Annotated in this window: 17 protein-coding genes; 10 read left to right on the top strand and 7 right to left on the bottom strand. The window is 54.8% G+C overall.

Annotated elements, in window-relative coordinates:
* Positions 1–82: 82 nt before the first annotated feature.
* The 4 genes from O1Q98_RS17960 to O1Q98_RS17945 all read right to left on the bottom strand — a co-directional run bounded on the left by O1Q98_RS17960 (position 83) and on the right by O1Q98_RS17945 (position 3,929).
* Complete coding sequence (locus O1Q98_RS17960) at positions 83–826, bottom strand: type 2 GTP cyclohydrolase I (protein ID WP_125258829.1); 744 nt, start codon at positions 824–826, stop codon at positions 83–85.
* 44 nt (positions 827–870) lie between these two features.
* Complete coding sequence (gene phrB / locus O1Q98_RS17955; protein ID WP_125258828.1) at positions 871–2,328, bottom strand: deoxyribodipyrimidine photo-lyase; 1,458 nt, start codon at positions 2,326–2,328, stop codon at positions 871–873.
* A gap of 149 nt (positions 2,329–2,477) precedes the next feature.
* Positions 2,478–3,437 (bottom strand): YbgA family protein, encoded by a 960-nt coding sequence (locus O1Q98_RS17950; protein ID WP_125258827.1) that lies wholly within the window; start codon positions 3,435–3,437, stop codon positions 2,478–2,480.
* A gap of 288 nt (positions 3,438–3,725) precedes the next feature.
* Positions 3,726–3,929: a YbfA family protein gene (locus O1Q98_RS17945; protein ID WP_125258826.1), complete on the bottom strand. Its 204-nt coding sequence runs from the start codon at positions 3,927–3,929 to the stop codon at positions 3,726–3,728.
* A 512-nt stretch (positions 3,930–4,441) separates the two neighbouring features.
* Between O1Q98_RS17945 and kdpF the strand changes: the two genes are divergently transcribed.
* The 7 genes from kdpF (at position 4,442) to O1Q98_RS17910 (ending at position 12,867) form a co-directional block, all read left to right on the top strand.
* The gene (gene kdpF, locus O1Q98_RS17940) at positions 4,442–4,531 is read left to right on the top strand and encodes a K(+)-transporting ATPase subunit F (RefSeq protein WP_035340783.1); all 90 of its coding nucleotides are present in this window, start codon (positions 4,442–4,444) and stop codon (positions 4,529–4,531) included.
* A complete protein-coding gene (kdpA, locus tag O1Q98_RS17935; protein ID WP_125258825.1) occupies positions 4,531–6,216 on the top strand; it encodes a potassium-transporting ATPase subunit KdpA in 1,686 nt (561 codons plus the stop codon). The genes kdpF and kdpA overlap by 1 nt, the downstream gene beginning before the upstream one ends.
* 16 nt (positions 6,217–6,232) lie before the next feature.
* Positions 6,233–8,299 (top strand): potassium-transporting ATPase subunit KdpB, encoded by a 2,067-nt coding sequence (gene kdpB / locus O1Q98_RS17930; protein WP_125258824.1) that lies wholly within the window; start codon positions 6,233–6,235, stop codon positions 8,297–8,299.
* A gap of 14 nt (positions 8,300–8,313) precedes the next feature.
* Positions 8,314–8,889, top strand: coding sequence for a potassium-transporting ATPase subunit KdpC (gene kdpC / locus O1Q98_RS17925; RefSeq protein ID WP_125258823.1), 576 nt, complete (start codon positions 8,314–8,316; stop codon positions 8,887–8,889).
* 49 nt (positions 8,890–8,938) lie between these two features.
* Positions 8,939–11,683 carry a two-component system sensor histidine kinase KdpD gene (gene kdpD, locus O1Q98_RS17920; protein WP_125258822.1) on the top strand — a complete coding sequence of 915 codons (2,745 nt, stop codon included), beginning with the start codon at positions 8,939–8,941 and terminating at the stop codon, positions 11,681–11,683.
* 8 nt (positions 11,684–11,691) lie between these two features.
* Positions 11,692–12,372, top strand: coding sequence for a two-component system response regulator KdpE (gene kdpE / locus O1Q98_RS17915; protein ID WP_125258920.1), 681 nt, complete (start codon positions 11,692–11,694; stop codon positions 12,370–12,372).
* A gap of 66 nt (positions 12,373–12,438) precedes the next feature.
* Positions 12,439–12,867, top strand: coding sequence for an EamA family transporter (locus tag O1Q98_RS17910; protein WP_125258821.1), 429 nt, complete (start codon positions 12,439–12,441; stop codon positions 12,865–12,867).
* 68 nt (positions 12,868–12,935) lie between these two features.
* Here O1Q98_RS17910 and pgm read toward each other — a convergent pair whose 3' ends face one another.
* A complete protein-coding gene (gene pgm / locus O1Q98_RS17905; RefSeq protein WP_125258820.1) occupies positions 12,936–14,579 on the bottom strand; it encodes a phosphoglucomutase (alpha-D-glucose-1,6-bisphosphate-dependent) in 1,644 nt (547 codons plus the stop codon).
* 37 nt (positions 14,580–14,616) lie between these two features.
* The gene (gene seqA / locus O1Q98_RS17900; protein WP_125258819.1) at positions 14,617–15,147 is read right to left on the bottom strand and encodes a replication initiation negative regulator SeqA; all 531 of its coding nucleotides are present in this window, start codon (positions 15,145–15,147) and stop codon (positions 14,617–14,619) included.
* A gap of 332 nt (positions 15,148–15,479) precedes the next feature.
* On the opposite strand from seqA, the gene ybfF reads away from it, so the two are divergent.
* On the top strand, positions 15,480–16,250 hold the full coding sequence (gene ybfF / locus O1Q98_RS17895) for an esterase (protein WP_125258818.1): 771 nt from the start codon (positions 15,480–15,482) through the stop codon (positions 16,248–16,250).
* A 281-nt stretch (positions 16,251–16,531) separates the two neighbouring features.
* Positions 16,532–16,813, top strand: a complete 282-nt coding sequence (gene ybfE, locus O1Q98_RS17890; RefSeq protein ID WP_125258817.1) for a LexA regulated protein — start codon at positions 16,532–16,534, stop codon at positions 16,811–16,813.
* Positions 16,814–17,124: 311 nt separating this feature from the next.
* Here ybfE and O1Q98_RS17885 read toward each other — a convergent pair whose 3' ends face one another.
* Positions 17,125–18,816, bottom strand: coding sequence for a methyl-accepting chemotaxis protein (locus O1Q98_RS17885; protein WP_125258816.1), 1,692 nt, complete (start codon positions 18,814–18,816; stop codon positions 17,125–17,127).
* A gap of 450 nt (positions 18,817–19,266) precedes the next feature.
* On the opposite strand from O1Q98_RS17885, the gene fldA reads away from it, so the two are divergent.
* Complete coding sequence (fldA, locus tag O1Q98_RS17880; RefSeq protein ID WP_125258815.1) at positions 19,267–19,794, top strand: flavodoxin FldA; 528 nt, start codon at positions 19,267–19,269, stop codon at positions 19,792–19,794.
* The last annotated feature ends 386 nt before the right edge of the window (positions 19,795–20,180 follow it).

Raw genomic sequence — 20,180 nt, 5'->3', positions numbered from 1 at the left:
CGATGATCCCATGCTTTAGCCCATGGCCCCCGACATCAGCATGATGCGCTATTATTGCTGGCATCGAGGGCATTACCACGGGCTATGCCGGGTTGGGGATATCGATAAATGTCACGTCAAATCCGTGCTCTGCCGCCAGCCATTCGCCCAACACCCGTATGCCAGCACGCTCGGTTGCATGATGGCCTGCGGCATAAAAATGCAGCCCCATTTCACGGGCGATATGGATGGTTTTCTCGGAGACTTCACCCGTGATAAAGGCATCCACACCAAACTGCGCGGCCTGTTCAATCAGGCTCTGTCCACCACCGGTACACCAGGCGACGCGCCGTATATGGGCCGGTGCATTGTCGCCACAATGTAATACCGGGCGCGCCAACTGACGCTCCAGCGTCTGCTGCAATTCCTGTGCGGTTTGTGCGACGGCCAGCTCGCCATAAGGCAGGAATGGCTCAATGTCCCCCAGCGTGCGAATGCCAAGCATGGCGGCCAGTTGAGCGTTGTTGCCGACCGTCGGGTGGGCATCCAGCGGCAGATGATAGCCGTACAAATTGATGTCATTCGCCAACAGTGTTTTCAGGCGCTGGCGCTTCATGCCACGGATAATCGCCGTTTCGTTACGCCAGAAATAGCCATGATGTACCAGTACCGCATCCGCCTGATGCGCTACAGCCGCATCCAGTAACGCCTGACACGCGGTCACACCGGTCACGATACGGCGCACCGTTTCACGGCCCTCCACCTGCAACCCGTTTGGGCCGTAGTCCTGAAAGGCAGAAACGTTCAAAAATCCATTCAGCAAGCTTTCCAGCTCAGTATTGCGCATACCCATTGCTCCTTGATGCGTTCAAATAATCTGGCGATGGCGACTTATGCAGACTCCGCGCGTTTCGCCGCTTCAAACGCGGCTAACGTGCGCACACGCGCCTGTTTATGATCCACCAGCGGCGACGGATAGGCGAGTTGACGCCCGTGGCGCGCCGCCCATGCGTGCGGTTGATGCACCGCTTTACCGGGGATCATGGCAAGTTCCGGCAGCCAGCGACGAATAAATGCCCCTTCCGGGTCAAAGCGTTCCCCCTGCGTGGTGGGATTAAAAATACGAAAATAGGGTGCGGCGTCCGTCCCCGTCGAGGCGGCCCACTGCCAGCCACCGTTATTGGCTGCCAGATCGCCGTCCAGCAGTTGCTCCATAAAATAACGTTCCCCTGCGCGCCAGTCGATTAACAAATCTTTAACCAGAAAACTGGCGCAAATCATGCGAAGACGGTTATGCATCCAGCCCGTTGCATTTAACTGGCGCATGGCCGCATCCACAATGGGATAACCGGTTTCTCCCCGTTGCCAGGCTCGCAACTCCTCTGGCGCATCACGCCAGACGATGTGGCGCGTCCAACCGATGAACGGCTGGTGGCGGCATAATGCCGGGCTAAATACCAATAGATGGCGATAAAACTCGCGCCAGACCAATTCATTAAACCAGCTAAACGCACCGCTCTCCGGCTGCGTTAACACCTCCGGGTGCTCCACACGCAGGCGATTAAAACACTGGCGCGGCGAAATCACCCCCAGTGCCAGATAGGGCGACAACTGGCTGGTGGCGTTGAGTGCCGGTAAATCACGGTATTGATGGTACTGTGCGACCTGTTCACGGCAAAACTGCCGCAATCGCTGTCGCGCCTCCTGCTCTCCCGCAGGGAATTCAGCGTCTGGCGGCGTGAAAACGTCGACCTGAGACAAGCTTGCCATCGGGTAAGAAAACGGCGTCAGCGGTTGTATCGCATACTCACCCTGCTGGCGCGCAGCCGGTGCGGGTAACGAGCGCACATCGCGTTGCAACAGTTGGCGGATAAATGCAGCGCGAAACGGTGTAAACACTTTATACATTTCACCGCTGCCCGTCACCACGCTGCCGGGCGGCAGTAACAGGCTGTCATCAAACCCCCGGCACGCAGTCACCCCGGCCAGCAATGCCTCAACATGTTGATCGCGCTGATATTCGTTTAATTCGTACTGGCGATTATAAAATAGCGTTGTCACCTGCCGCTGACGGCAAAATGCCGCCAGCCACGCCACACTGCCCGCAAAATCATCACACTGGTGATAATGCAAAGGGATGCCTTTCTCCTGTAAGGCTTGTTGTAACAAGCGCAGGTTGGCCAGTAGAAAAGCCGCCTGACGAGGCGACATCATGTGGTTCGCCCACTGCCCCGGCGTGGCAATAAAGACCGCTTCCACCCGTGCGTCCGGGTCTTCACAGGCGGCGGATAACGCCAGGTTATCGCAAAGACGCAGGTCGTGACGAAACCAAACCAGATGTGTGGCCATTCATCATCCTCAATACGCTGGAAAAGGGAGTTTTATGTTGTCTGCAAACGGCAGCGCCTGATGGCAGACCGGATGACCGGCCTGCTGCGCTACCGCCAGCCCCGATGCACCGCGTTGCGGCGCAATCGATGGGCCTTTTTTATATGCGTTTAATGCCCATAGCGCAAACGTAGCGCTTCGGGGTAAGGGTCAAAATAGCGTTGCTGTGCCAGCCAGGCATCCGGGTATTCACTCATGTAGTGGCGCAGCAACGTTAACGGTGCTAACAACGGCTGCACGCCCTGGCGATAGCGTTCAATCAATGTCGCCAGTTCCTGACGCTGCCCGGCGGTCAGTTGCCGACGAAAATAGCCCTGCACATGCATCAGCACATTGGTGTGGTTACGCCGGGTTGCCGGGTGTGACAATAACGCCATAAAGCGCAGACGGTATTGCGCCGCGAAATCTTCCAGCGAATCCCATTTATCCATGGTGGCGACAAACGGCCCCAGTTTGCGGTATTCCGGTTGCGAATGCGCCAGCAGCAACAATTTATAACGGCTATGAAAATTCATCAGCGCCCCACGGCTTAAACCGCCGCGCCACAGTTGGTTGAACTCATGCAGCGCGTAGACGCGGGCAATAAAATTCTCCCGCAGCACCGGGTCATGCAACCGGCCATCCTCCTCGACCGGCAGCCAGGGCAGCGAGGCTTTCAGTTGTTCGGTAAACAGCCCAACGCCGCTTTTACGCGCATTATTCTGTGATGCATCATAGACTTTGACTCGCTCCATACCGCAACTGGGCGATTTCGCGCAAACGATGTAGCCGCCAAGATGCGCAAGCGTCGCCACCTTTTCTGCGGCAAAGCGTCGCATCGGCTCCGTGACATCCAGGCCGGAACCATTGCTAGTGAGCATGCGAATCTCATTATCGTCTGATTTGACTAACCTTAACGCCGGGCGTGGCACAGGCAACCCGACGGCCATTTCCGGGCATATCGGCTCAAAATGGAAATAAGGGTCTAGTTGATCTACGGCAAAGGCCAGCCGTTTATGGCCCCCGTCAAAACGCACCGGATTACCCAGCAGACAAGCGCTGATACCTACGGGAATCTTCTCGACAGTCATTGTGCCTTCCATTTAAAAGAGAGTGTTATCTCAATAGCATAGCGGAATTATGCCGTTTTTCTGTCACAGATACACACCCCGGCGGGTTCCGCTGCCGTAAAAATTCCTGAACCTGAAGATGGCCGCGACGCCACCCAAACGACTGCGGATGAAGAAAGGCAAAAAAAGGGCAAAAAAAGGCTAAGAAGAGGAAGACCGATTATCACATCATCATGCAAACAGGCCATTGCCATCGACAACATCACCGGACAACATCACCGAGCGTTAACAGCATCCCTGCGCGGGCAATCAGTAAAAATGGCCGCCGGACTGTTCCGATTGCTCCAGCCACACCGGTTTATCACTGGTTTTGAGCCAGATGCGATGTAAATAGCTGTAAAAACGGGCTCGCTCATGCCAAAACAGCATGACTGGCAAAGCCGTTACCCCCACGGTTATCACCGCGATGCGGCGTAATGCCACCCAATACCAAGGGAACACGGTATACGACATGCTGTTATCTCCTCGCGCTGTTATCACAGAAAAATCGCCTGACATGATTAAATTTTACACTCATCAGACCAGATAACAAGCGTGTCATGCTCATGATTACCTTCAATATCACACAGTTAAATACATGTTAAGCAATTGATGCAAGCATGCGATAAAGCGCGGCAATATTAGACGATCGCACAAGGTAAATACGGTTTTACGCGATTCCCCCCTGATTGCACCTGACCACTTGCCTGCGGCTTGCCCGGCAACGCGACGGGGTTTTCGCCATTTTTATACTTTTTTTACGCCCGCCAGCGGGAAATTTGCACCTTCTTTTCCAGGCCCTGCGTAGCCTAAGCCTCGGGGTATCCACCATTCCCACAGTGAACACATGTTATATCGATGAACACGTTGGACATGAACACCATTGATATTAAGACTTTGAATATTAACACATTTAACATTAACACCTTGGATACTAACACCTTGGCTATTAACACCATGGCGATTAACGCCACCGGAGGTAAACAGTGAATCCTGGTCTGATCGCAGGCGGGGCGCTGGTCGTGCTGCTGCTGGTTTATCTTTTTTATGCATTGCTCAATGCGGAGGACTTCTGATGTCCAGCGATGCCTTTTTATTTATCGTTACGCTGTTTGCCATCTTGTTGGTGGTCGCCCAACCATTAGGGCAATGGATAGCGCGACTGGTTGAGGGGGAAACAGGGGCACTGAGACGCTATGAGCTCTCAGTGGCGCGGTTGTGTGGCTTTTCTGGCGGAGAAATGGGCTGGCAGCACTACACATTGTCTATCGTAGTCTTCAATTTATTGGGCATCGTCGCGCTGACGCTGATGCTGATGTATCAACAGGTTCTGCCGCTAAATCCGCAGCAAATGCCGGGGCTGTCATGGCATCTGGCGTTGAATACCGCCATCAGTTTTGTCACGAATACCGACTGGCAAGCCTATAGCGGCGAAAACACCCTGAGCTATTTCAGCCAAATGGTGGGTTTAACGGTACAAAACTTTCTTTCCGCCGCCACCGGCATTGCCGTCGCCTTTGTGCTGATGCGCGCCTTCGCCCGTCGCACCACCCATGAACTGGGCAATTGCTGGCTGGATTTACTGCGCATTAACCTGTATTTGCTGCTGCCATTATCATTGCTGTTAACACTGTTTTTCATCAGCCAGGGCAGCATTCAAAATTTCCTGCCCTATCAACACCTCACCACGCTTGAAGGGGCAACACAGGTATTACCGATGGGGCCGATAGCCTCGCAAGAGGCCATCAAAATGCTGGGGACGAATGGCGGCGGTTTTTTAGGTGCCAACTCCGCGCATCCGTTTGAAAACCCGAATGCGCTGACCAACTTCGTCCAAATGCTGTCGATTTTACTTATTCCCGCCGCGCTGTGTTTCAGCTTTGGCCGGGTCGTTAACGACCGTCGTCAAGGCCACACCCTGCTGTGGGCGATGTCACTCATGTTGATCGTCGCAACAACGGTTGTGATGTATGCCGAGGTCAGCGGCAACCCGCACCTGCTGGCGCTCGGTGCCGATAGCGCACAAAACATGGAAGGCAAAGAAAGTCGCTTTGGCGTTCTGGCTTCCGCCTTTTTTGCCGCCATTACCACCGCAACCTCATGCGGCGCGGTGAACGCCATGCATGACTCCTTTACCGCACTGGGCGGCCTGGTGCCAATGTGGTTGATGCAAATCGGGGAGGTCATTTTCGGCGGCGTCGGCTCCGGGTTCTACGGCATGGTGGTGTTTGTCTTGCTGACGGTGTTTATCGCCGGACTCATGATTGGCCGCACCCCGGAATACCTTGGTAAAAAAATTGAAGCCAGGGAAATGAAGATGGCGGCGCTGGCTATTTTGATAACCCCGGCGCTGGTATTGCTTGGCACCGCGCTGGCGCTGGCAACCGAGGCGGGCCGTGCCGGTATCCTCAACCCTGGCGCACACGGGTTTAGCGAGGTGCTCTATGCCTATTCGTCAGCCGCGAACAATAACGGCAGCGCGTTTGCGGGCCTTAGCGTGAATACCCCGTTTTATAACCTGACGCTCGGGATTGCCATGTTACTGGGGCGCTTCTCTTCCCTGATCCCGGTGCTGGCTATCGCCGGTTCACTGGTTGCGAAAAAACGTCAGCCCGAAACCAAAGGCTCGCTCTCCACCCGTGGCCCACTGTTCATTGGCTTACTCATCACCATCATTGTGTTGATTAGCGCGCTGAACTTCATCCCGGCGCTGGCGCTAGGCCCGGTTGCCGAGCATTTACAGTCCAGTCTGGTTCACTGAGCCGGAGAAAAAAACCATGATCCGTAAACAGCAAACGCCTTTTGATTCCGCCCTGCTGCGTCGCGCGCTGGTGGATGCAGTAAAAAAACTCGACCCGCGCATACAGTGGCGCAACCCGGTGATGTTCGTGGTGTACATCGGCAGCCTGCTAACCAGCGCCATCTGGCTTGCCATACTGTGCGGGCTGGCGGCTGGCAATGCCGGATTTACCGGTGCCGTCGCCCTGTGGCTGTGGGTGACAGTGCTGTTCGCCAACATTGCCGAAGCCTTGGCTGAAGGGCGCAGTAAAGCCCAGGCGCAAACCCTGAAAGGGATGAAGAAAACGCACTGGGCCAATAAACTTGCCAGCGCCAACGCCACGGCTAACGCTCAGAAAGTACCGGCAGACAGCCTGCGCAAAGGCGATATCGTGCGGATCGTTGCCGGTGAGATGATCCCCTGCGACGGCGAGGTGCTGGAGGGGGGAGCCTCTGTCGATGAAAGCGCGATAACCGGCGAGTCCGCCCCGGTTATTCGCGAATCCGGCGGCGATTTCTCCTCCGTTACCGGTGGCACGCGGGTGCTTTCCGACTGGCTGATTGTGCAGTGTACTGTCAACCCCGGCGAAACTTTTATCGACCGCATGATAGCGATGGTGGAGAACGCCAAACGGCGTAAAACCCCGAATGAGGTGGCGCTCACTATCTTGCTGGTCGAACTCACCATCATCTTTTTGCTGGTGGTCGCGACACTCGCGCCCTTCTCCTGGTTTAGCGTACTGGCGAATCACAGCGGTAGCGTCATCAGCCTGACCGTGCTGGTCGCCCTGCTGGTATGCCTGATCCCAACCACCATCGGCGGGTTACTCTCAGCCATTGGGATAGCCGGGATGAGCCGGATGCTTGGCGCCAATGTGATTGCCACCAGCGGCCGGGCGGTCGAAGCCGCCGGGGATATTGATGTGCTGCTGTTAGACAAAACCGGCACCATCACCCTGGGTAATCGTCAGGCATCAGCGTTTATTCCCGCACCTGGCGTCAGCGAGCAGACGCTGGCCGACGCCGCGCAACTGGCTTCATTGGCCGATGAAACACCCGAAGGCCGCAGCATTGTGGTGCTGGCCAAACAGCGTTTCGGCCTGCGTGAGCGCGCGTTACAGGAACTGGACGCCACCTTTGTGCCGTTCTCGGCGCAAACCCGGATGAGCGGCGTCAACATTCAAGGGCGCACCATCCGCAAAGGGGCGGTCGATGCCCTGCGCCGCTACATTGACGCCAATCAGGGGCTGTTCCCGGTTCAGGTGGAAGAGGCCGTCAGCGAAGTCGCCCGTCAAGGGGGAACGCCGCTGGTGGTCGCCGAGGGCAAACGGGTACTCGGCGTGGTCGCGCTAAAGGATATCGTCAAAGGCGGTATCAAAGAGCGTTTCGCCGAATTGCGCAATATGGGCATCAAAACGGTGATGATCACCGGTGATAACCCGCTGACAGCCGCCGCTATCGCCGCTGAAGCCGGAGTGGATGATTTTCTCTCTGAGGCGACACCCGAAGCGAAACTGGCGCTTATTCGCCAGTATCAGGCTCAGGGGCGGATGGTGGCGATGACCGGCGATGGCACCAACGATGCCCCGGCACTGGCTCAGGCAGACGTGGCGGTAGCGATGAACTCCGGTACACAGGCGGCCAAAGAAGCGGGCAACATGGTGGATTTAGACTCCAACCCGACCAAGCTTATCGAAGTGGTACACATCGGTAAGCAGATGCTGATGACGCGTGGCTCACTGACCACCTTTAGCATCGCCAACGATGTGGCAAAATATTTCGCCATTATTCCGGCGGCGTTTGCTGCCACCTACCCACAGCTCAATGCCCTGAATGTGATGCAACTGCACTCGCCGACGTCGGCGATGCTCTCGGCAGTTATCTTCAATGCGCTCATCATCGTCTTTTTGATTCCGCTGGCGCTAAAAGGCGTCGGCTACAAACCGATGAGTGCGGCGGCATTACTGAGCCGTAATTTGTGGATTTATGGGCTCGGTGGGCTGGTGGTGCCGTTTATCGGCATCAAACTGATTGACCTGATCCTGACCACAACCGGGCTTGCCTGAGAAGAGATAACCTTATGAATACGCTTCGTTCTTCGCTGGTTTTACTGTTATTGATGACGCTGATTACCGGTGTGGCTTACCCGCTGTTGAGCACGGCGTTGGGACAACTGCTGTTTGCCCGCCAGGCCAACGGCTCACTGCTCTACCAAGAAGACAAACTGGTCGGCTCTTCGCTCATTGGCCAGGCATTTAGCCGCGAGGGTTACTTTCAAGGGCGGCCTTCCGCCACCTCAGACACCCCGTATAACGCGATGGCTTCCGGTGGCAGTAATCTTGCGCCCAGCAATCCTGCGCTGGATAACACCATTACGCAAAACGTCGCCGCCTGGCATCAACGTCATGGTGACGACGCAGCGGTGCCCGTTGAACTGGTCACAGCGTCAGCCAGCGGGCTTGACCCGCACATTTCCGTTGCCGCTGCGCGCTATCAGGCGTCCCGTATCGCTCAGGTGCGCGGGTTATCGGCGCAACAGGTAGCGGCGCTCATCGCAAGCCATACCGACACGCCATGGCCCGGATTTATCGGGACGCCGGTGGTGAATGTCGTAGAATTAAACCTGGCGCTGGATGCACTGGCCACACCGCACTGAGTCATTGCGCCGGGCATCCGGCGCATGACGTAATGAATAAGGAACCGTAATGACTGACCCGGAACACCAGCGCCCTAACCCCGATGACCTGCTCAATCAAATTGAGCAACAGCCGCGCGGCAAACTGAAAATTTTCTTTGGCGCCTGTGCTGGCGTAGGCAAAACCTACGCGATGCTACAAGAAGCGCAGCGCCTCAAGGCGCAAGGGCTGGATGTGCTGGTCGGCGTGGTAGAAACGCACGGACGCAGCGAAACTGCGGCCCGGCTTGATGGCCTGCCCTGTCTGGCGCTGAAAAAAATCAGTCATTACGGTCGCCATCATCATGAGTTTGATTTGGATGCTGCGCTGGCGCGCTGCCCGGCGCTGATTTTGATCGATGAGCTGGCGCACAGTAATGTTCGCGGCTCCCGCCATCCCAAACGCTGGCAAGACGTGCAGGAACTGCTGGATGCGGGCATTGATGTCTTTACCACCGTCAACGTCCAGCATCTGGAAAGCCTGAATGATATCGTCGGTGGCATCACCGGTATTCGGGTACGGGAAACCGTGCCCGATCCGATTTTTGATGATGCCAGCGAAGTGGTGCTGGTGGATTTGCCGCCAGACGACCTGCGCCAGCGGCTTCACGAAGGTAAAGTCTACCTGCCGGTGCAAGCCGAGCGGGCCATTGAGAATTTTTTCCGCAAAGGCAATTTACTGGCGCTGCGTGAACTGGCGCTGCGGCGCATGGCTGACCGCGTTGATGACCAAATGCGCGCGATGCGCGCCGGTCAGGGCCGTGAGCGGGTCTGGCATACGCGCGATGCGATTTTGCTCTGTATTGGCCGGGGGCGAGGCAATGAAAAACTGGTGCGAACGGCGGCACGACTGGCCGCGCGCCTTGGCAGCGTCTGGCATGCGGTCTATGTGGAAACGCCGCGCCTGCACCGTTTACCAGAAGCAGAGCGGCGCGCCATTTTGCGCGCCCTGAAGCTGGCGCAGGATTTGGGTGCGGAAACCGCCACCTTGTCAGACCCGTCAGTCGAGCGGGCCGTGTTGCGCTACGCCCGCGAGCATAATCTGGGCAAAATCGTCATTGGTCGCCATGCCGAGCAACGCTTTGGCGGCTGGTATCGCACTCGTTTTTCGGAAAAACTCGGTAAACTCGGCCCGGATCTCGATTTGGTTATCGTCTCGGTACAAGACGATAACCTGCCGCTCGCCGCCAAAACCGCCGAAACGCGTAACCTGAGCGATAGCCGCAGCCTGATAGACAAATGGCGACGCCAGTTCTACGGCTGTGGCGTTGCCATCGTTTTATGCGCGCTGGTGACGCTGCTGGCGCTCTGGTCGCCCTTTTCGATGCTAGAGCCGGTCAATCTGGTCATGCTCTATCTGCTGGCCGTGGTGATCATCGCGCTGTTTTATGGCCGCTGGCCATCGGTGCTCTCTGCCGTCATCAACGTCGCCAGTTTCGACTTGTTTTTTGTGGTGCCCAAAGGCACCTTCGCCGTCGCTGATGCGCAATATCTGGTGACGTTTGCCGTCATGCTAATCATCGGCATACTGGTCGGCAACCTGACGGCCGGTGTGCGCTATCAGGCGCGTGTCGCCCGTTACCGCGAACAACGGGTGCGTCATCTCTATGAGATGTCGCGGGCGCTGAACCGCAGCCTGACGGTGCAGGATATCGCTAACGCCAGCCACCATTTTTTGCACACCACGTTTCAGGCCAAAATCGCTATGTTGCTGGCTGACCCGGTTGGCAGCCCAACGGCAACCCTCCAGCACACGACGCAAGAACAACCGGACAGCCTGACGGTTGATAACGCCATCGCCCGCTGGAGCTATGACCATGCCGCGCCCGCTGGCGCTGGCACCACTACGCTGCCGGGTGTGCCGTATCAGATTTTGCCGCTGGCGACACCGCAACAAACCTTCGGGGTCATCGCCATAGAGCCCAATAATGCGCGCCAGTTGATGATCCCCGAGCAGCAACGCCTGCTGGAAACCTTTACCGTACTGATAGCCAATGCGCTAGAGCGCTTACATCTGGTGCAGAGTACCGAAAATGCCAGGCTGGATGCCGAGCGTGAGCAACTGCGCAATTCGCTGCTGGCGGCATTGTCACACGATCTGCGTACCCCGCTGACCGTGCTGTTCGGCCAGGCAGAAATTCTCACCCTTAATCTGGCGGCTGAAGGGTCGCCTTATGCGCCGCAGGCCAGCCAGATTCGCCAGCATATTCTCAGCACCACGCGGCTGGTGAACAATTTGCTGGATATGGCGCGCATTCAATCTGACGGTTTTAACCTGCGTAAGGAGTGGCAAACACTGGAAGAATTAACCGGTAGCGCGCTGCGGCAGTTGGAAAATTCGCTGGTCAACCATACTATTGACCTACAACTGCCGACAGAGATGGTGCTGGTGCAGTGCGATGCCAGCCTGATTGAACGGGTGCTGATTAACCTGCTGGAGAACGCCGTTAAATACGCAGGCGACCACGCCACGCTAACCCTTTACGCCGCCCCCGTCCTGTCAGTCAGCGGCAGCGACATGCTGGAAGTGCAGGTGCGGGATAACGGCCCCGGCATCCCGGCGGGTCAGGAAAAGGTCATTTTTGATAAATTTGCCCGTGGGCATAAAGAATCTTCCATTCCCGGCGTGGGTCTGGGGTTGGCAATTTGTCGGGCTATCGTGGAAATTCACGGTGGCCGTATTTGGGCAAGCAACGCGGATGAAGGCGGCGCAGTGTTTCACTTTACACTGCCGCTGCTGCCAGCGCCGGTGCTCGCCCCTGAAGAGATGGAGTGATAACGCGGTTGCAGCCCACTATTTTGATTGTCGAAGATGAAAAAGAGATCCGGCGTTTTGTGCGTCAAGCGCTGGAGGCCGAAGGCTTTCGCGTCTTCGATGCCGAGACGCTACAGCGTGGCCTGATCGAAGCCGCGACCCGCAAACCTGACCTGATCATTCTCGATCTCGGCCTGCCTGATGGCGATGGGCTCGACTATATTCGCGATCTGCGCCAGTGGAGCGCAATCCCGGTGCTTGTGCTCTCCGCCCGCGCAGATGAACAAGACAAGATAGACGCGCTGGATGCCGGAGCCGATGACTACCTCACCAAGCCATTTGGTATTGGCGAGTTACTGGCTCGGGTACGGGTGGCGCTGCGCCGCTTTAGCACACCGACGCAAGAAACCCCGTTAGTAAGCTTCTCCGCTGTTACGGTTGATTTGATAAACCGCCAGGTAACGCGCAATCAGCAAGCATTGCACCTAACGCCAATAGAATTCCGGCTGCTCACCACGTTGCTGGCCAACCCCGGCAAGGTACTCACCCAGCGCCAGTTACTCAATCAGGTCTGGGGGCCAAACGCCGTCGAGCATAGCCATTACCTGCGCATTTACATGGGCCACCTGCGCCAGAAACTCGAAGATGACCCCGCACGCCCACGCCACTTTCTCACGGAAACCGCTATTGGCTACCGGTTTATGCCCTAAACGATAGCTGGCACCCGGCGGGGGGCTGGCGTAGCATCATCATTTTGATCGGTGAGAAAAATTCCCATGAGTAGCTGGTTGCTTTACGCCTTACTGTCCGCGTTATGTGCCGCATTAGTGGCACTGTTCGGCAAACTGGGTTTGCAACAACTTGATGCCAACACCGCCACCGCTATCCGCGCGGTGATTATGGCGCTGTTTCTGGTTGGCGTTGTGGTCGTACAAGGCAAGTCATCGCTGTTTGGCACGGTGCTCGCCAACCATAAGGCGATGCTGTTTATTCTTCTCAGCGGTGTTGCTGGCGCGCTATCGTGGTTGTTTTACTTTATGGCGTTAAAAAGCGGCAGCGTGGCGCAAGTCGCGCCTATCGACAAACTGAGTGTGGTATTCGCTGTCATTCTGGCGGTGCTGTTGCTGGGGGAAAAGATATCGTGGCTGGCGGGCATCGGCGTGGCACTTATCTCGGCCGGTGCGCTGTTGGTGGCGTTAGGGTAGCGCCTGTTGGCGATAAAAAAGGCGCTGTTGCTACAGCGCCTGATGCTTAACGGGGAAACCCCGGGAGGTTACTGTGCGCTGCTTAATACCGCGCTGACAATTTCCACCGCTTCCTGTTCGATTTTCTCACGGTGTTCCGCGCCCAGGAAACTTTCGCAATAAATCTTGTAGGCTTCCTCGGTGCCGGAAGGACGCGCGGCAAACCAGCCGTTATCGGTCATCACTTTCAGGCCGCCAATCGATGCGCCGTTACCGGGAGCGGCGGTCAGACGAGCGGTTATCGGGTCGCCTGCCAGCATACTGGCGGACACCTGCTCAGGCGAGAGTTTCGACAGCGCCGCTTTTTGCGCATGGCTGGCTGACGCCTGTATACGGTTATAGCTTGGCGCGCCAAAGCGTTCGGCCAGTGCATCATAGTGCTGCTGCGGGTTTTTACCGGTCACAGCGGTGATTTCCGCCGCCAGCAGACACAGGATGATACCGTCTTTATCGGTTGACCACGGCGTGCCGTCAAAACGCAGGAATGAAGCCCCGGCGCTCTCTTCGCCGCCAAAGCCCAGCGTGCCATCAAACAGCCCATCGACAAACCACTTAAAGCCAACCGGCACTTCTACCAGTTTGCGGCCAAGATCGGCGACCACGCGGTCAATCATCGCACTGGACACCAGCGTTTTACCCACCGCAACCGACTCGCTCCACTGCAGACGATGACGGAACAGGTAGTTAATCGCCACCGCCAGATAGTGGTTGGGGTTCATCAGCCCTGCCGGGGTTACAATCCCGTGGCGGTCATAATCCGGGTCATTGGCAAACGCCAAATCGAACTTATCACGCAGCGCCAGTAACCCGGCCATGGCGGAAACCGATGAACAATCCATACGGATAACGCCATCGTGATCCAGCGTCATAAAGCGGAATGTTTGGTCAACAGCATCATTGACCAAGGTCAGATCCAGCTTGTAATACTCGGCAATACGCTGCCAGTAAGCAATGCCCGAACCGCCAAGCGGGTCAACGCCAAGCTTCAGACCCGCACGCTGGATCGCCGCCATATCCACCACATCACCCAGCGCCGCCACATACGGCTCAACCAGATCACGCTCATGCAAATGCCCGCTTTGGCGCGCGTTATCCAGCGACTGACGTTTCACGTCACGCAGGTTATCGGCCAGCAGCGCATTAGCGCGTTTTTCAATCACACTGGTGAGGTTGGTATCGGCCGGGCCACCGTTAGGCGGGTTATATTTGATGCCGCCATCTTCCGGCGGATTATGCGAGGGCGTAATCACAATGCCATCGGCCAGCGCGCCGCCCTGACGGTTGTGTACCAAAATCGCATTAGAGACGGCTGGCGTCGGGGTAAATCCGTTGTCTTGCTGAATAATGACGTCCACACCGTTCGCTGTCAGCACTTCCAGCACAGAGATAAACGCCGGTTCAGACAGCGCATGGGTGTCTTTACCGACATAGCACGGGCCGGTAATCCCCTGGCGGCTGCGTTCTTCGGCAATCGCCTGAGCAATAGCCAAAATGTGCGCCTCGTTAAAACTGTGGCGGGCAGCGCTGCCGCGATGACCGGATGTGCCGAACTTCACGCTGTGAGCCGGGTTGGTAACATCCGGGCGCAGCACATAATATTGCGATGTCAACTGTGCGACATTAATCAGGTCGCTTTGCCGGGTTGGTTGTCCGGCTCTCGGGTGGTTGGCCATAGGCGTTTCTTCCTGACACAATGATGTAAGCAGTGATTTAAATAGTGCCGCAAACTTTCTCAGTCAGTTCCGGCGGGAACTGCATTGCCAGCATGATGTACTCAACCATGCTGCGTTTACGACCAGTATTGGTATTGGTGATAACCCAATAGGGTGTGCCCTCTATCGGGCGGGGTTTGGTTTGAGCACCGTGCAGCAGTAATGTTTGCTCATCGGTCGCGAAATAAACCCGTGTACGGCCATGCAGCGACTCGGTGGCAGCAGCGAATGTCTCGGGTGACAGACGATAAAGTTCAGACAATACCATCATAAAACGATTGACCGCCCGGCTCTGCTCGGCGTACTCATCCGATAGCAGTAACTCACGCATGGTTCTCACCCGATCGCGGGCGGGCTGTACGGTGACGGGTTCGGCACTTTGCGATGCAGGCACAGCGGCCTCAGCGACGGGGGGCACACTGCCAAATTTCAGCATACGCCGTAAAATATCCGATGCACTTTCGCCAATATGTTGAGTGTGGCTGGCGATATAACGGTAAAGCTCGTCGTCTACCTCAATAGTTTTCATCTTTATCCAGTACAGTTTTATGTCTTTAATCAATCGTCAGAAATTATACAGACTCTGCCCAACCCACCCACAACCGCAGGCGATGGCAACCTACATTCGGGATTATCCGAACCGCCGCCGCCGTGTCAGCGCCAGAGGCTTACGGCTAATCGGCGCCACCCCCGACAGCACATCATTTCTCGATAACCGCATTACGCCTCGTTCGCCACAAGCGGCGCACGACAACATCACTTCTCCTGACAACAGAAATCCTGACAGGATTTATCCCTCAGCATAGGCGCATGTTAAAGTCATGATACCCTAAGCTACTGTCTGTCTGAATGAACTTCACCATGAAATTGAATTATCGCTGGCAAAATGCACAACAGCCGCAGCATCAATTACCAATTGTCCTCATTCACGGCCTGTTTGGTAATCTGGATAATCTTGGCGTACTGGCGCGCAATCTGCAAAAACATCATGATATCTTGCAGATAGACTTACGAAATCACGGCCTCTCGCCCCGTTCGCCAGAGATGAATTACGCCGTTATGGCGCAGGATGTACAAGAGCTTATCGAAGAATTAGGGTTACAACGCGTCATTCTTGTCGGTCATTCGATGGGCGGGAAAGTGTCTATGGCCCTTAGCGCATCGCTCGGCGAGCGCATTGCATGTATTGTGGCCATTGATATCGCGCCAGTTGACTATCAGGTTCGCCGCCACGATAACGTCTTTGCCGCCCTCCGCGCCGTCAGCGATGCCGGTATAACACAACGCGCCGAAGCCGCTGATGCCATGCGCCGCCATCTGGCGGACGACGAGGGCGTAATACAGTTTCTGCTGAAATCTTTTCAACAAGGCGAGTGGCGTTTTAACGTCCCCGTATTGTGGGATCAATACATGCATATTGTTGGCTGGGAAGAGATTACGCCCTGGCCCGGCCCTATTCTCTTTATTCGCGGCAGCCTCTCACCTTACCTTGACGATGAACATCGCCAGGCGCTATTGCGTCAATTCCCCAATGCCAAAGCACATGTGGTTAGCGGCGCTGGCCACTGGGTACACGCAGAAAAACCCGACGCCGTTCTGCGCGCGATTCACCGCTTTCTTGACACGCACTAAGCCGCGTTTGCCACTCGCTGCGGCCACTCGTCTTTCAAGGATGACACTGGTGTTCCTCCCTCGCTTAAATACGGGATGAACGCCAGTAAACCGTTGTCGCCGCTACAACGGCTGAGGTATGATGGCGCGCGCAGTAAGGAACGGCTGGCTGGCCGCTTGCATCATTAACCACATTTCATCAAAACACCAACACACATCAACTGCTGTCGATGACCTGAACAGAGGCAAAAACCGCAGTCGTGTTTGGCGTTTTGGCCGGATTTCTTGCACGACCACTACCTATGGCAAAAGAACAAACGGATCGCACTACGCTTGATCTGTTCGCGAATGAGCGCCGACCAGGGCGGCCCAAAACAAGTCCGCTCTCTCGCGACGAACAGCTGAGAATTAATAAACGCAACCAATTGCGGCGTGACCGGGTGCGTGGGTTACGGCGCGTTGAATTAAAAATCAACAGCGAGGCGGTAGATATTCTCAATGCGCTGGCAGAAAAACAAAATATCAGCCGCAGTGAACTCATTGAGCAGATGTTGTTGGCACAGTTGGCAGATAAACAAGATTAACACCGCCCATTCATGCGCCGGGCGCTGTTAGTTGAGGCAGTGGGTTATTCGAGTGGTAATGTATTCGAGTGGTGAGTTATTCGGATAGCGGTGTATTCGACCAGTTAGACACAGACAGGGCCATAAACTAACGCATGTCACTGACATATGGCCGAGTTGCGGTGACGTCCCTTTCCTTCTATTTATAAACCCAACGCAATTTATAAACGCAACACGGTTTATAAACGCAACGTAATCTATAAAACCCAAGGCGAGAATACCGCTTTTTCAGGCGTCATCCGTGACGCCAACTCCACTCATGCCTTATTGCCTCAGAATGTTTCCCAGTTATCCGCGCCTTTCGCACTTCGAGCGGTCGTCGCGGGCAGTGCTTTACTGGCCGGGGCCGCCACCGCTTTGGGAGCAGCCGGACGCTCGCGTCTCGCCATACCAGCGCCAGCGTTATCTTCTGTCAAACGGAATACGGAAACCGCTTCGGTCAGCACCATCGCCTGCTCTTCCAGCGAACGGGTTGCCGCAGAAGCCTGTTGCACCAGCGCGGCGTTTTGTTGCGTTACTCCGTCCATTTCCGTAATAGCCAATCCCGCCTGAGCAATACCTTTGCTTTGTTCATCGGATGCTGTGGCAATCTCAGACATGATATCGGTTACGTTGGTGACAGCTTTGACGATGTCACTCATGGTAGTACCGGCATCGGCCACCAGATTAGAGCCGTTATCGACACAGCGTACAGATTCAGCAATCAGCCCTTCAATCTCTTTGGCCGCCTGCGCGCTGCGCTGTGCCAGACTTCTGACTTCGCCCGCAACCACCGCAAATCCACGCCCCTGCTCGCCCGCACGCGCCGCTTCCACAGCAGCGTTCAGCGCCAGAATATTCGTCTGGAAAGCAATCCCATTGATAACGCTGGTTATTTCAGCAATTTTCTTCGAGCTGCCGGAGATTTCCGCCATGGTTTTCACCACGTTATCAACCAACTCGCCACCTTTACTGGCCGTTTGCGATGCCTGACGCGCTAACTGGCTCGCGTGGCTGGCATTTTCTGCGTTTTGTTTCACCGTGGACGTTAACTGCTCCATACTTGCAGCGCTCTCTTCCAGCGCCGCCGCCTGAGACTCCGTGCGGGAGGCCAAATCGTTATTGCCTGACGCTATCTCTGACACGCCTTGATAAATAGACTCTGCGCTGTGACGAATGGTGCTAACGGTATTCGCTAAACTGCTCTGCATATGCCGCAATAGCGGAAACAGTTTACCGACACAGTTGTTACCAAAATCCAGAATTGGCTTACTTAAACGGCCATCGGCAATGACCTGGAAATGATCGCGCAGATCATTCAACGGCCGCACCAGATAGGCCACCAGATAACGATCTGTCAGAAACAGCATCACTAAACCGGCAATCAACCCCGCCAGCAGAATGGTTTGTCCAACGCCTGTAATGCTCTGAAGCCGCGCACCGGCATCCACAAACATCGCTGACCCTGCTTTATTAAACGCAGTAAAGGACGTGTTAAACTGGCGGCTAAAAGCGGGCACGATATCTTTGGCGTATTTATCGTACTCATCGAATTTTTTATCCGCCGCACGCTGGAACATTGGGTCAACACCCTGAGTGATCAGGTTGCCCCAGTCACGAATCACCGCCTCGACCAGCTCTTGTGACATGCCTGCATGGTCAATCTTTTTAAATGCTTCAAGGTTGGATTTCAGTAAGTCCAGCGCCGCCTGAGCGGACTTTTGCTGCTCATCGGCCTTTTGATTGTCATTGCTCTGGCGGTAATCAATCGCCCTCGCCAGGCGCGTTACCATGCGGAAATATTGATCGTTACCCGTGTTAACCAAGTCCATATTATTGACCAGCAATGCGCTGGTTTTGGACGTTTCGTTCATGGTTCGAAATGAGTACATGGTATAGACCGAAACCGCAATCCATAACACACAGAAGACACCAAGCACCCAGAGCATCGCGGTGCGGATGGCTATATTTTTCAGGAATTGCATAGTTGACTCCATACGTGAGCTATTGGTCGGGTAAGACATGTTGTGGTAGATGCAACGAAACAGACGTCACGCAAACAGGGTTGACAGAATTTATTATGGTCGTCGTTTTGTAAAAAACATTGCTGCACACTTACATTTCATAGAAGCACTATGTTCTGTAATCGTCAAAAACAAAGGAACATTTAGATCGTGATATCCGTTTAAAAGCTAATATAAATTATATATTTTTTTAATTATCCACATTTTCAGTTATATAGTTCAACCATGGTATTTTAAAAAAATTAAAAAAACATTAAGGCGAAGGTTAAAAAACAGGCAAATCGCTGACTTCCGCCATTTGCTTCTGTGGTTACAGATACACGTTTATCCATCAGAGTGTGTCTGCTATGATTAGCGCATAGCGGGTAACGCAGAAACCATACCCTTAAGAATCAAGAGGTTATTATATCTATGGCTCTCATAGGCATTTTTTTTGGCAGTGACACAGGCAATACTGAAAATATTGCCAAAACTCTCCAGCAGCATCTGGGCAGCGACGTTGCCGAGCTACACGATATTGCCAAAAGCAGCAAGGAAGACCTTGAACGTTTTGACATCCTGCTGCTGGGCATTCCAACCTGGTATTACGGTGAAGCACAGTGTGATTGGGATGACTTTTTCCCAACGCTTGAAGAGATTGATTTTGAAGGTAAATTGGTCGCACTTTTCGGGTGTGGCGACCAGGAAGATTATGCAGAATACTTCTGCGATGCCATGGGGACAATCCGTGACATCATCGAACCGCGCGGCGCGACGATTGTCGGTCACTGGCCAACGCAGGGCTATTACTTTGAAGCGTCGAAAGGTCTGGCCGATGACAACCATTTTATCGGTCTGGCGATTGACGAAGACCGTCAGCCGGAATTGACTGGCGAGCGTGTTAGCACGTGGGTCAAACAAATCAGCGAAGAACTGAACCTGAAAGCATTGCTGGCCTAAGCCAGAACGGGGCTCTGCGCGACTGTCACCCAGAGCCCCGCTGTTTACCCGCATACAAATTATTCGCATGCAGAGGTTGGTGGGGCACAACTCGCTGAATCATCGGGTTTGTTATTATCGGCATTGGTAAAAAAGGCAAATGCCAAAATAGCGATAGATAAAAACTATCGCAATCAGTTGTACAATTTTTTAACTTTTTTCCCCGGCAAGGTACACTATCCACATGTTTGGCCGTATCGCACCTTGCACTTCTCTTGCCATACAACCTGCGTTTTGCCACAAAGAACACAAAAAACAGCGAGTTGGTGAGTATTATATTGTAAAAGTTCGGTGGTTTTCATTTTAACGCCACAGTTCTATAATTGATGCGCTGTGACCTTTTTTAA

Source organism: Dickeya lacustris (assembly GCF_029635795.1).
Lineage (GTDB): Bacteria > Pseudomonadota > Gammaproteobacteria > Enterobacterales > Enterobacteriaceae > Dickeya > Dickeya lacustris.
The sequence above is the reverse complement of the archived record's forward strand: the minus strand, read 5'-3'. Positions and strand labels throughout refer to the sequence as shown.

Bases quoted from the DNA above. Each gene is read 5' to 3' on its own strand.
- O1Q98_RS17960 (WP_125258829.1), bottom strand. From the start codon at position 826: ATGCGCAATACTGAGCTGGAAAGCTTGCTGAATGGATTTTTGAACGTT.
- phrB (WP_125258828.1), bottom strand. From the start codon at position 2,328: ATGGCCACACATCTGGTTTGGTTTCGTCACGACCTGCGTCTTTGCGAT.
- O1Q98_RS17950 (WP_125258827.1), bottom strand. From the start codon at position 3,437: ATGACTGTCGAGAAGATTCCCGTAGGTATCAGCGCTTGTCTGCTGGGT.
- O1Q98_RS17945 (WP_125258826.1), bottom strand. From the start codon at position 3,929: ATGTCGTATACCGTGTTCCCTTGGTATTGGGTGGCATTACGCCGCATC.
- kdpA (WP_125258825.1), top strand. From the start codon at position 4,531: ATGTCCAGCGATGCCTTTTTATTTATCGTTACGCTGTTTGCCATCTTG.
- kdpB (WP_125258824.1), top strand. From the start codon at position 6,233: ATGATCCGTAAACAGCAAACGCCTTTTGATTCCGCCCTGCTGCGTCGC.
- kdpC (WP_125258823.1), top strand. From the start codon at position 8,314: ATGAATACGCTTCGTTCTTCGCTGGTTTTACTGTTATTGATGACGCTG.
- kdpD (WP_125258822.1), top strand. From the start codon at position 8,939: ATGACTGACCCGGAACACCAGCGCCCTAACCCCGATGACCTGCTCAAT.
- O1Q98_RS17910 (WP_125258821.1), top strand. From the start codon at position 12,439: ATGAGTAGCTGGTTGCTTTACGCCTTACTGTCCGCGTTATGTGCCGCA.
- pgm (WP_125258820.1), bottom strand. From the start codon at position 14,579: ATGGCCAACCACCCGAGAGCCGGACAACCAACCCGGCAAAGCGACCTG.
- seqA (WP_125258819.1), bottom strand. From the start codon at position 15,147: ATGAAAACTATTGAGGTAGACGACGAGCTTTACCGTTATATCGCCAGC.
- ybfF (WP_125258818.1), top strand. From the start codon at position 15,480: ATGAAATTGAATTATCGCTGGCAAAATGCACAACAGCCGCAGCATCAA.
- ybfE (WP_125258817.1), top strand. From the start codon at position 16,532: ATGGCAAAAGAACAAACGGATCGCACTACGCTTGATCTGTTCGCGAAT.
- O1Q98_RS17885 (WP_125258816.1), bottom strand. From the start codon at position 18,816: ATGCAATTCCTGAAAAATATAGCCATCCGCACCGCGATGCTCTGGGTG.
- fldA (WP_125258815.1), top strand. From the start codon at position 19,267: ATGGCTCTCATAGGCATTTTTTTTGGCAGTGACACAGGCAATACTGAA.